The following is a 12,133-nucleotide window of genomic DNA, read 5'->3' on the forward strand; positions in this document are numbered from 1 at the left end:
CCGGTTACAGGCTGGTGAGCCACTGTTCCATCTTGTCCATGGCTTTAACCAGCCGCGGGCAGGCCTGGTTGACGAAGTCGTCCTCCAGTTCCTGGTCGGCGTAATCCTCGCCTGCCAGTTTCAGAGCCTCGGCACCGTCGAAATCGACAAACGCCAGGCGTGCTGCCAGGTGGTCCGGAACAAAGCCGAAATCACTGGCTGGAAGAATGGCGACACCGGTATCTTCCAGCAGGGACTGGCACAGTGCCTGGCTGGTCTTGATATCGCGCCGCGCCAGAGCCTCGCGGAAACCGGAGAAATCCGGGAACAGATAGAACGCCCCCTCGGGTTTCTGGACCACCGCCCCCATCGCGGTGAGCCTGCGATGGAGGTACTCACCGACTACTTTCAATATCCGGCGTGACTGCTTCAGGTATTCGTCCAGGTCATCCCCACCGGTAAAGGCAGCAATGGCAGCGTGCTGGATGGGTGCGCTGGTGGCGGTGTAGGTTTCGCTGGCGATGATCGCCATGGCGTTCTGTAGCGGCCGCAGCTCCGGTGGGAAGATAAAGGTGCCCAGGCGCCAGCCACCGGCACCCGCCCATTTGCTCAGCCCGGTACTGATGATGGTGCCTTCGGGATAGTAGCGGGCAATCGACTTATGCTTGCCCTCAAAGTGCACCTCGCCGTAAATCTCGTCCGACAACAAAATCAGCTTGTACTTTCTGGCCACGTTGGCAATGGCCAGCAACTGATCTTCAGTGTAGGTGCAGCCGGTGGGGTTGGACGGGTAGTTCAGGATCAGTATGCGCGGGCGGGACGGGTCGTCACGACAAACGATGTCCAGCTCTTCCGCTGTCAGTTGCCAGTTGTTCTCCGCATGGGTGGGCAACCAGTGAACCGAGCGGCCGATGATCCGCGCCTGGGGGGCGTAGGAAACCCAGCTCGGTCGCGGAATCAGCAGGTCGCCGTAATAGGCCAGCTGCAGCATGAACAGCAGTTCCTTGGAGCCGGGGCCGATCAGTACGTCTTCCCAATTGCAGCGCATGCGTTCACGGCGATTAATGTAACCGGCAATCGCTTCCCGCAGGGACTTCAACCCCTTTACAGGCAGGTAGTCTTTCTCGTGGGCGTGTTCGCGCAGAGCGGCGACTACCCGTTCCGGTACCGGAAACGGCGACTGGCCAAGCCCCAGCTTGACGATATCACGGCCCTCGGAGCGGAGCTGGTTGCTGAGTTCATTGATACGCAGGGTGGCGGAGGGTTGTATGCCCCGAACGTTGAGATTGATGGCGTAGCGATGGTCTGTCTGGATATCCATGGTTCCGGTCTGTTGTCTGGTTGGGTGGTATAAGCCGCAGTATAGGAAACCTCTGGGAATCTGTGTGCATTGTCTGATAGGTGATTGCCGCAGGAGCGACGGAACCCTAGTCTGAATCGGTGGACCGGAGGTTGTTCAGCGCCTGGTTGAATTCATCCCGTAAGGCTGCTCCGCGGGGATGTTGGCGGGAAAATGCGGCACGGAAACCCCGTTTGGCTCCCACCGTTCCGGACAGGGCGGTAATGTCGGACAATTCCGGGTACTCCGAAAGGTGCTCTTCAATAAGATGGTGGCAAACCGTTTCCTCGCAGATAAAGAGGTCGATACGGCCAAAGGCAATCATTCTGAGCCCGGTCAGTTCAGGAGACACCTGGCTGATCTGAGTCACCCGGGCGTTGCCCGCCGCCAGCCACTTCATGAATTCGGGGGCGTAGCTGTAGGCGGCTGACAGTCCTATCCGCAGACCGGCCAGGTCGTCCAGTTCCTGCCACTCAAGGTCGCGACCTTTCAGTGCGAAAAAAACATCGCGGGCCTGGCTGATGGGGTCTGTGAAGTGGTAGTAGCGATTCCGGTCCCGGGAGTACGTCAGGGAATAGATCATGTCCGAGGTGCCAGCCCGGGTGCTCGCTTCTGCGCGGGCCCACGGCAGTATACGGATGTCGGGTAAATAGCCCATGGCAGAAAGCACCTGGCGAACGGTATCGGTGTGGGTGCCTCTGACTACACCATCGTCCAGGTATTCGTAGGGCGGGTATTCGGAGGTGACAACCCTCAGGATATGCGTGTCCGCAAGGGTGAGCGCTGGCAGCAACACTGATAACAGCAAGACAGGTAAACGAAATAACATCAGCGTTTGAATCCGCGGCAGTGCAAAGGGTTTCAGGCAACAAGTATAGCGGCCCGTCGCACTCCCTGCACGAGCTGAAAAAGCGATCCGGCTTTCGATAATAGCCATAATACTGTCAGAAACTGTTAAGCAGCAAACGGTCGGTTGCCAGTTTTCTTCGTATAGTGTTGCTGGCCGCAGTAACAAAAACAGTAATCGTGCGGAGATACCAATGGATACCCGAATGGCTGAAAAGGCCGCTTGCGTAGCATCTTCATCCGGGAGCAATCCGCTGTTGTCCCGGGTTCTTATTGTGGACGATCACCCGTTCTTTCTGTTCGGGCTTACCGCTATTCTCGAACAGGAAAATCTGGTTGAAGATGTTGTTTGTGTAGCCTCGGTTGCTGACGCGGTCGAGGACCTGCGCCAGCACCCACAAACGTCTCTTGTCCTGCTGGACCTGACTCTTCAGGGGGAGGCAGGGCTGTCACTTTTTGCAGAGTTGGGAGGGCTCGGGGTTCCTGTGCCGGTGGTGGTGATTTCCAGCCGTGAAGACGAGACCTCGGTGCGTGCCGCCAGGTCGGCAGGAGCAGTCGGGTTTCTCCCCAAATCCGCCGACCGCCACTCGCTGGTCCGGATGATGCGCCGGGTCTGCAGTGGACAGCTTTTCTATCCGTCGTTGCAGATGCCTGCGCATATGCCCGAATCGCTGACTCCGCGACAGCTGGAGGTACTGGTTCTGCTGGCGGAAGGTCTGCCCAACAAGCGAATCTGTCAGGTGCTGAACCTGACAGAGCACACGGTGAAAACTCACCTCAAGGCCATCTTTGCCCATCTTGATGCCCACAACAGGACGGAATGCGTTGCCCAGGCGCGAGCACTCGGGCTGATCTGACAAACGCGCCATTGTCAGTTTTCGGAGCGGGTCAGGTGCATAATGGCTGCCCGCAGGCGCATCGGTATCAGCGGCTTGTGCAGGATCCAGAGCCGCAGGGCGGGGTCGTAGCCCTGAGGGTGGGCGGTATTGGCGGTCATCAGTATGCCACCGGCAACGGAATGCCTATGCTGTAAAACATCAAAAAGCCCGTGTCCGGACATGCCAGGCAAGTGGATGTCGCTGACAAGAAGGGTGTCTGGCAGATCCGGCCACTGATCAACAGCCTGCTCGGCTGTCGCGAACCCCTGGACCCGGTAACCCCAGGCTGTGAGCGTCTGGCAGACCCAGTGCCTTGCCTCATGGTGATCTTCAACCACCACCAGACAATGATCCCGGTTGCTGTGGCCCGTGTTTCCAGCGTGTTGCATCGTGGCTGTTGCCGGCGCTTTGGCGGCTGGCAGGCTGACCCGGAAGCAGGTGCCGTGCCCCGGTCGGGATGTCACTTCACAGGCGCCCCCCATCAGCCCGGTCAGCTCGCGAACAATGGCCAATCCCAGGCCAAGCCCCGGATCGTTATGCCTGCTGTTGCGATAAAAGGGGGCGAAGATCTGGTCGAGTGTCGCCCCGTCCATACCCTTGCCGTTGTCGCTTACTTCAAAGACCAATTGCTCGCCAACGCGTGTTGAACCAAGCGAGACCCTGGTGGCATTGCTGTGATCCAGCGCATTGACCACCAGATTCTGTAGTACCCGGTGCAGCAGTTCGGGGTCGGCGGTAACCCCGACAGCCTGTCCCGTTGTTTCAGTAGTGAGTTCAACACCCTGGCGCTGAGCCTGTTCAGAGCAGGTTGCCGCGATTTGTTGCATGACTTCCAGGGGCGACAGTTCTTTGGGCTCAGGAATGATCATGCCCTCCTGAAGGCGCGATACATCAAGCACCGAAGCCAACAGATTGTTGAAGTGGGTGACCGAGTGTTTGAGGCGCGACACCAGCCTTGCCTGATGTTCTGGCAGGCCGTTGGCCGTGAGATTTTCCAGCACCAGGCTGATGATGTTCAGTGGCTGGCGGAGGTCATGGCTGGCAACGGTGATCAGGTGTGTCTTGCGCTGGCTCTCCAGTTCTGCCTGGTGCCTGGAGGTTTCCAGCAACTGGCGATCGAGGAAGTGGGCGCGTTGCCGGTGCTCACTGAGCCACGAACCTACCATGCCGATTATATTGGCAGTGATCATGAAAAAACCATTGACCAGAATCTGGCGCAGGCTCATTCCGGTTGCCGCTTCAACCGCCAGATAGGCTGCGATCACCAGCATGGAAAGAATCGATACAGTCCGGAACGGGATACCCATCACGAAGTAGCCGAACATCAGCATCAACAATATGCCCTCGTAGGGCAGAGGGTGGTCAGCAAGCCGCGCAATACCAATGATGGCGACCACGCTCAGGCCACCAATCAGGTAGGCAACGCCATAGAGCGCGACGAAGGTGCCGGGACTGATGTTGCGCCAGGAGAGCCACCACACGCCGGCAATCACCGGGCAGGTGATCAACAACCTGACCGCCATGGTTTCCCCGGCAATGGAGGGCGGCAGTATCAGGGCGTCGAGGAGGGCATAAACCAGGAACAGAAGCAGGGCAGCCGCAGAAACGGGGCGTGCTCGTTCACGAATGCCTTCGTTCCGGATGTTGCGGTAGCAGCGCTCCAGATCGGGCTCGAAGCGCAATCTCCGGAATCCGGAGGATCGCTGCGCCCGCAACTGATCAATGTTCATGGCCAACTGTCCGGCGGTGTTTTTATGGTTTTCTTCAGTTTAACGCCGCCGGGTCATCAGGAATGGCAGTAGAGCACATTACGGCGATTGTGTTTCAAGAGCGCGCAGCTTCGCCCATGTCCGGGACTGTTCGTCCTCGAAATGCTGTTCAAGCAGGCGGGCTTCCATGGTTGCCAGATCCTCTTCGGCAACCCCGGACTGGTTCAGGCTGGCAAGTTCCTGGCGATACTGCTCAAACCGCTGGTCAAACTGCTGCCTTTCTTCCAGGTAGGTCACTACCTCTTCAGTCTGCGCCGGTTCCACACCCAGTGCCTTGAGTTGTTTGCCCGCCTCTTCCGGAGAGCTGGCGTTGGCGAGAACTTCCTGACGCTGCCGGTAGCGCTCCCCGTCAGCCATCATGCGGGTTTCTGTACGACGAATGACGTCAGGAAGCTGCTGGCGATGCCACTCCTGCAGTGTCGCTTTCGCTTGCGGGGAAAGATCGTCTCGTTGCTGGATGTCCATGCTGGCCAGGGTGTAGTCACCGTAGGCTTCCTCCAGTCCGAAAAAGGCGTCACGGGTGTTGGCGTCGAAGGAGTTCCGCCGCAGTTGTTTCAGGTCGGTGAGCGCGCCTTTGAGCATTTGTAGCTGATACTGGGGGTCGTGCTGTCGGCTGGGATCAAGGTTCTGGCTTCCAAGGGCCAGGGCGCTTTCCTTGTAGGTCAGATACTGATCAAGCAGGGCGAGCGCCTGCTCGGCCGCCTTAGGGGGAAGGTTTTCCCGGGCCAGCCTCTCGATTTCAGCGAGAGACCTCTCGGGGGAGACTTCGCCAACGGTGTTGAGGAAGTAATCGAAAAAGTCCCTGGTTTCCAGGTTTACCACCAGATTGCCGCTGCTGTCGGCCTGGAGGCTGCCGTCAATGTGGGTGCCGGCAAGAGAGCTGGCGAAGGGTTTGTCGCCGAGACTGGACGGAGTGCGATAGCGATCAGGCACTTTATCGTCTGCAATGTCAGTTTTACTGGCCGGTGGATCTGTTTCCGGCGCCGGGACGGCAGCGGTTTCGGTGGCCGCGGCGTTTGTGTATTCCGCTTTGCGCTCAGGTTGCTCAGTCAGTATCCAGATGCTGAACACAACCACGGGTATGACCGTGATGACGGGAATAAAGGTTCGTTTGTTGAATGATCTGTGACGGGGCATATCAGGTATCCGGCCGACGCTAATACAGGGGTCACCGGAGCCGGCAAAGCCGGTCCGGTGACGTTTCAGCTCAAGGAGAAACGCTGGCCGGTTATAACCCGCGATTCTTCAGTCGATTGGCGTGGCTGCGATAAAGAGATACCGGATTGGTCCACCAGGAACGGGCACCAAACAGATGGTTAATGGCGTCCACGTGGTTCATGTCGTAATGAGTACCGATGACATTGCCCATCTTGGTGGCGCACTCACCTACCAGACCGTCGTTGGCTTCGTTGCCGAAGGCCAGTGACGTAACGCCGAGGAACGGATCAGTGATGTCTGTCCAGTTGGTCCAGACGGAGGTGCCGGTCCAGGAAAAGAACTTGATCCTGTTGCCATTAATCCAGACATTTTCGTCGGTGCCGGCACAGGACCAGCGGTTGACCCCTTTCCATCCCAGCGCATCATTGAGCTGTGTGGTTCCCCGGGTGGTGAGAGTTTCCAGAGCGGCTACACCATCCTGGGGATTGTCGGACCCTGACAGGGCATTGACCAGGTCACCCAGGGCATTGGCAATGGCATCGGCGCCACCTTCCACGTAGCTGCCGGGGGGGAGAATGCCACGGGCCACGTCGGCGACTTTGGATCCCTTGTTAACCCCGTTGATGGAAGTAATCGAGGCGATCTTGTGGGGAATCAGTGAAGCGGTTACCCGGGAGGTGGGTGCGCCCTGACTGTGAGCCATGATATTGACCTTGGACTGCCCCAGGCCATTGATATAGTTGGCAAGCTGCTGGCCACGCTGTTCGCTGCTGTTGACGAACGACACGCTGGCCGAATACACCCTGGCGCCACTGCGCTCCAGGTTCCAGGGGATGTTGTGGAAGTAGTTGATCAGGCCACCGATGGTGTTGAAGCCGGTGACACCATGAACCAGAACAATGGGATGCTTTGTCTGGGTGTAGCTGGCATGGCTGAGTGTGGGTGCGGCAAGCACGACACAGCCCATAATCACTGCAAAAGTGATGAGTTTACGCATGGTTGACTCCTGTTGTTTTTGTCGATCGGCTACCGGATCTGGCAGCCTTTGTCGCCAATGCGTTGGGGATTATTTGCGATTGCAGGGCGAGTAAGAATCGCCCATTTGGGGGAGGCAGTCTGTTGTAGATTGCAGGGGATGGCTCCGGGGCGTCCTACAGGTCGGGACCGAAGCGGTGGGGTTCCAGCTCCATATGAATAATGCGCTGGCCGAGCATGATGATGCGGCCGTTATAGCGCTCTTCTCCGGTGGACGTAAAGTCAAAGAGAAACCGACGCCAGACTCGAATACGGCCGTTTTCGTCCCGCTTGAACCAGAGGCCGCGGAGATACACGGCATCATCCAGCAGCATCACGTCCATCTTTTTGCAGTAGCTTCTGGCTGCCTGCAGCACAAAGTCCGTTATGGCCTTGGCCCGCCACCAGTACCAGATGGCGAACCCGGCCACAAACAGCCAGAAGAGGTTTCCAAGAGTCACAGTAATGGCAATCTTCCAGTTCAAGATACAGGGCAGATTGCCAGCCTACCCTATTGCGATGGCTCGGGGAATCGCTGCCTGTCTTTTGGAGCTTTAGCAGGGAGCAGCCGTTCGCACAACATCTGAAGGAAGTGACTGGTCAGAAGCTGGGCCTGATCAACATTGCTGCCCAGATGCTCTGATTCTTCCCTTGCGTTCTCGCTGCTTTGCACCGACCGGTTGCCCAGTTCCAAAAGGCGTTCCGCCTGTCGCTCAACCTGAACACTCAGGGCGGCTTGCTCCTCCGTCGCCCCCGCGACCTCGTGGGTACAGGATGTTATGACATCGACATCTCGCAAGGCCGCTTCCAGTGTTTCACTGGCCTCACGTGCGATTCCGGCGGTCTGCTCACAACTAAGGGCACCATTATTGATGACATCGACGACCTCCCGTGTTTCGGTCTGGAGTGCGCCGATCATCTCATCAATCTTGCGTGTTGATTCGTGGGTTCGACGGGCAAGGCCGCGGACCTCGTCCGCGACCACTGCAAAACCACGACCAGACTCCCCAGCTCTGGCGGCTTCAATGGCAGCATTCAGTGCCAGCAGGTTGGTCTGTTCGGCGATGTCCGAGATGACATCGAGCACCATTCCGATGGCATCGCTTCTTTCAGAAAGACTCTTCATGCGCTCGTTGGCCTCAGACAGCTGACTGCTCAGCTCTGAGAGTGACTGGTTCATGGTCGCCATCTGGCCATGACATTGTCCGGCGGACGTTCTGGCATCGTTGGTTGCCTCATCGGTGCGGGTGGTGAGTTCACTGACCCGCCGGACGCTCTCAGCAAGCTCCTCAAATGCCCGGGTGATGTCCTGAATGTCCTCCTGCTGGCTGCGGATACTGGCCACGGAGTTGGACACCCACTCAACCGTTCTCTGTTTCCGGCCATGAAGCTGTCCGATATTGGCATGCATGCGGGCAGAGACGGCCCGGAGGACTGCATCCCGTTTTTGCCGATCGAATTCGATCCAGGCCCCTTCGTCTCTGCGGCCGGTATAGATCCAGGGCATTGCTGGATGCGCCTCGCAGCAGGCAGCTCTGGCGCTGCGCACCATCGGCAGGGTAAGCCAGAATAATACGGCGAATACAGTGAGTACGCCCCCCTGGATAATGAGCATGTGGGGCAGAGCAAGTTCATTCATGCCAAATGCGAGAATGACTGCGGCCAGAATCCCGTAAAGGCCGCCGAGCTTTAAGGACAGGGATGGGCTGATTGCCAGATTCCGCCGGGGTACCTTTCCCTGGTTCCAGGTTCGATAGAGTTTTTCGGCCCTGGCGATCTGGTCGGGTTGAGGGCGTGTGCGTACCGATTGAAATTCGACAATTTCACCGTTCTTGCGAATCGGGGTCACGAAGGCATCTACCCAATAGTGGTCGCCGTTTTTGCATCGATTCTTGACGATGCCGCGCCAGGATTCGCCTGCCCTGATGGTCTCCCAGAGATTTTCAAAGGCGCCCGGGGGCATGTCTGGATGGCGTATAAGGTTATGGGGCTGGCCAACCAACTCCTCCAACGAATAACCGGCAATCTTGGCAAATTCTTCGTTGGCGGCAGTGATTTTTCCGCGAAGGTCGGTTGTGGTGATCAGGTGATAATGTTCCGGATATATCTGCTCTTTCTGGGTGACCGGTTCGTTAACGCGCATTGTAAATCCTGAGCCAGTTTTTATTGTCACCTAACTATCGGTTGCATCTGGCATGTCCGATATCCGGTTATTGCAATAATTGACCATTTTTTCACATATTCTCGTGCTTTCGTCTTAGCTTCGTGGATTTTGCAATATATGGCTAGGTGGGTGACATATAGGCCTTATGCTGATGACTGGAGCTGGTCGGACCAGATTCAGGGACTGCTGAAAGGAGTAATCGGCGTATGCAGGCATTACAACAACAAGACTTCAAGGCTTTGGTGGATGACCATCCCAAGGCGATCATGCTGTCGACAACAGAACCGAGAATTGCTTACGTTAACCGGAAGTTTCGTGCGGTAACCGGGTATCAGACGCATGAAGTTATCGGTCAGGCGCCTTCGTTACTCAGCTCAGGGTTACATTCCTCCGAGTTCTATCAGGCGATGTGGGAGAGCCTTGATCATCAAGGACGCTGGGAAGGCCTGATCTGGAATCGGCGCAAGAATGGTGAGACCTACCCCCAATGGTTAATGATCTACCCGGTAGAGCATGACGACCGCCAGTTTTATGCGGGTGTTTTTATGGACGTCAGCGACGCTGAGGCCAGCGATGAGCGGCTGGCCTCTCTGGCTTACTATGATCCGTTGACAGACCTGCCCAACCGATTGCTGTTCCAGGAGTTCCTCAAAGCGCGGGTATCCCGGCAAGCGCAGGAACGCCGCCGATTTGCAGTGCTGTATGTAGACCTTGATTTTTTCAAATCAGTCAATGACCTGCACGGTCACGATTGCGGTGATCGGATCTTGCAACAGTCTGCCCAGTGTATCCAGAGTGTGCTCAGACGCGGCGACTTGGTCGCCAGGCTTTCCGGTGACGAGTTTGCAGCCCTCATCGAGCTGCAGTCGGATGACGATCTGGAGAGTGTCTGCCAGCGCATGACCCAGATCTTTCAGGCCCCGGTGGTGGTTGATCATCGGGAGTTTTTCCTGTCAGCCTCCGTTGGCGCTGCTGTTTTTCCGGACCACGGTGAATCCGGTAGTAACCTCCTGCAGAATGCGGATCGTGCCATGTATTCCGCCAAACTGGCGGGGCGTGCCTGTTATCGAATCTACAGTGCGGCGGATACCGAACTGGGGCGGTACGAACAGCGTCTCTCGGAGGCCTTGATTGCGTCTTTGAAGACGGCGCCGGAAGAATTCAGCGTTGTCTACCAGCCCCAGTATCAACTGGATACCGGACGAGTCGCCGGGCTGGAGGCGCTAATACGCTGGAATCACCCCGAATTTGGCGCGGTTTCGCCTGCTGATTTCGTTCCCATCGCGGAACAGCGGGGCCACATTCATGAGCTGACTGAACACCTGGTGCGCTGTATTCTTGCGGACTTGCCCGCCGCCCCGGGCGGTTTGCCCGAGGGGCTTTGTCTCGCCATTAATATTTCCGCTCGTCAGATCACTGATAACCGCCTCGAAGGTTTGGTGAACCCGCTTTTCGATCGAATTCGCAGGATTGCCTGGTGGCCTGAAATCGAGATTACCGAAACCCACCTGATGAACCTGTCCGTGCAGTGCCTCAATCGCCTGAGGATATGGGGCGAGGAGGGCGTGATTGTCGCCATCGATGATTTCGGCACGGGATATTCCTCGCTGGCTTATTTGCACACATTACCGGTACAGGTTCTCAAGATTGACCGGCAGTTCATCCGGCGCCTGGGAAGCAAGTCCCGGGATTCCAGGATCGTTTCAGCGATTCTGGGGATTGCCGAGGCGCTTGACCTGGAAGTGGTCGCCGAGGGTATCGAAAGTGAGGAGCAGTATCGGAAACTTTGTGAATTGAAGTGCCATCGAGGCCAGGGGTTCCTGATGGCCAGACCTCAACCCTGGCTGGCGTTAAACACAACGCTTATTGATCAACATCAAAAATAGAGTGAATCAAACATCGATTTCGGGAGATTTTGCAACATCTGGCTAGGTGTCGCGCCTGGATTGTTCTAATAAGGGGGCAACATCGACTTCCTCAGGACCCTATGCCGCATACAGCACCAATACTGGAACTTGACGCCTATCTGAGACTCAACCGGGCGTCGCTCGGAGAGTGGCTTGCGGCCATCCGGGAAATCTCCGGCTGTGAGGACATGGCGTGCAGATTACACCGTGGTGGTGGTCCTGTCGGGGCTTTGTCGGCCCTTGAGTCGGACCAGGGTTTCATTGTCTGCATCTATGCCAGTCAGGGCATGGATATGACTGGATGCCGCACGGCTGCCCCGGTTCTTCTGATGCCGCTGGCCGGGGGCGTCGAGATTGCGCGGCAAGGTGGCTGTTGGCAGCCATTGGCGAAGCTGACAGTTGCCCCTCCCGAAGACCGTTTTCATTTGCGGCTACCGGAATTCAGCCGGGTGATGATCATGAGGCCGCGAACAGACATTTTGGGCAGCCTTGCGACCCCGGACGCAGACAGGCTGATATCGGCCTGTCATGAACTGATCGACTGTTACCTGCGTCGCTCACTGTTCTTTCGGGACCACAATCACGCCAGACAAATGACCAGCGAGCTTTTTTGTCAGCTGGGCCGGATTTCACGGGATGAATCAATTCCAACGTGTGATTGTTCCGGGCCTGACCGTCGGTTACTTCGTGCCCTGGAGCAGATAAGGCGGGAACCGGATTGGGATTTCAATCTGAAGGAATTGGCCAGCCACGCTGGCGTCAGTGAACGCAATCTCTACTACCTGATGAAGCGGGAAGCCGGCATAACACCCTACCGTCTCTATCAGCGCAATCGTCTGATGAGAGTACGGTACCAGTTGGTGGACTGTCAGTGCACGGTGCCGCATATTTCCTGGTATGCGGTCGACGCGGGATTTTCCCATCTTGGCCGGTTTGCTGCCCTATACCGGGAGCACTTCGGGGAATTGCCCAGCGAAACCACTCAATGGAGACGCAACTTGCTTACGGTTGAAAACGAGCAGTCTGAGCACCCCCTGGCCATTTCCTGAACCGGAGAGCCAAAAAGCCCGGCGCACTTG

The 12,133-nt window shown here is 57.1% G+C and carries 10 protein-coding genes; 3 read left to right on the top strand and 7 right to left on the bottom strand.

Annotation, left to right across the window (positions count from 1 at the left end; translation table 11 throughout):
- Positions 1-4: 4 nt before the first annotated feature.
- Both QPL94_RS04970 and QPL94_RS04975 read right to left on the bottom strand, forming a co-directional pair.
- Positions 5-1,300 (bottom strand): pyridoxal phosphate-dependent aminotransferase, encoded by a 1,296-nt coding sequence (locus QPL94_RS04970; protein ID WP_285355916.1) that lies wholly within the window; start codon positions 1,298-1,300, stop codon positions 5-7.
- A 106-nt stretch (positions 1,301-1,406) separates the two neighbouring features.
- A complete protein-coding gene (locus QPL94_RS04975) occupies positions 1,407-2,147 on the bottom strand; it encodes a substrate-binding periplasmic protein (protein ID WP_285355917.1) in 741 nt (246 codons plus the stop codon).
- 211 nt (positions 2,148-2,358) lie between these two features.
- Between QPL94_RS04975 and QPL94_RS04980 the strand changes: the two genes are divergently transcribed.
- Positions 2,359-3,021 (top strand): response regulator transcription factor, encoded by a 663-nt coding sequence (locus tag QPL94_RS04980; RefSeq protein WP_285355919.1) that lies wholly within the window; start codon positions 2,359-2,361, stop codon positions 3,019-3,021.
- 14 nt (positions 3,022-3,035) lie between these two features.
- Here the strand turns inward: QPL94_RS04980 and QPL94_RS04985 are convergent, their stop codons facing one another.
- The 5 genes from QPL94_RS04985 to QPL94_RS05005 form a co-directional block, all read right to left on the bottom strand.
- Positions 3,036-4,772, bottom strand: coding sequence for a hybrid sensor histidine kinase/response regulator (locus QPL94_RS04985; protein WP_285355920.1), 1,737 nt, complete (start codon positions 4,770-4,772; stop codon positions 3,036-3,038).
- 78 nt (positions 4,773-4,850) lie between these two features.
- Complete coding sequence (locus QPL94_RS04990; protein WP_285355921.1) at positions 4,851-5,948, bottom strand: lipase secretion chaperone; 1,098 nt, start codon at positions 5,946-5,948, stop codon at positions 4,851-4,853.
- Positions 5,949-6,039: 91 nt separating this feature from the next.
- Positions 6,040-6,966, bottom strand: a complete 927-nt coding sequence (locus QPL94_RS04995) for an esterase/lipase family protein (protein WP_285355923.1) — start codon at positions 6,964-6,966, stop codon at positions 6,040-6,042.
- Between the two features lie 154 nt (positions 6,967-7,120).
- Positions 7,121-7,444 carry a DUF3301 domain-containing protein gene (locus tag QPL94_RS05000; protein ID WP_285357838.1) on the bottom strand — a complete coding sequence of 108 codons (324 nt, stop codon included), beginning with the start codon at positions 7,442-7,444 and terminating at the stop codon, positions 7,121-7,123.
- A gap of 50 nt (positions 7,445-7,494) precedes the next feature.
- Positions 7,495-9,126, bottom strand: a complete 1,632-nt coding sequence (locus QPL94_RS05005) for a methyl-accepting chemotaxis protein (RefSeq protein ID WP_285355925.1) — start codon at positions 9,124-9,126, stop codon at positions 7,495-7,497.
- Between the two features lie 227 nt (positions 9,127-9,353).
- On the opposite strand from QPL94_RS05005, the gene QPL94_RS05010 reads away from it, so the two are divergent.
- Together QPL94_RS05010 and QPL94_RS05015 are read left to right on the top strand one after the other, a co-directional pair.
- Entirely contained in the window at positions 9,354-11,033 is a 1,680-nt protein-coding gene (locus QPL94_RS05010; RefSeq protein WP_285355926.1) for a putative bifunctional diguanylate cyclase/phosphodiesterase, read from the top strand.
- Positions 11,034-11,134: 101 nt separating this feature from the next.
- On the top strand, positions 11,135-12,103 hold the full coding sequence (locus tag QPL94_RS05015; RefSeq protein WP_285355928.1) for an AraC family transcriptional regulator: 969 nt from the start codon (positions 11,135-11,137) through the stop codon (positions 12,101-12,103).
- The last annotated feature ends 30 nt before the right edge of the window (positions 12,104-12,133 follow it).

The organism is Marinobacter sp. SS13-12, assembly GCF_030227115.1.
GTDB lineage: Bacteria > Pseudomonadota > Gammaproteobacteria > Pseudomonadales > Oleiphilaceae > Marinobacter.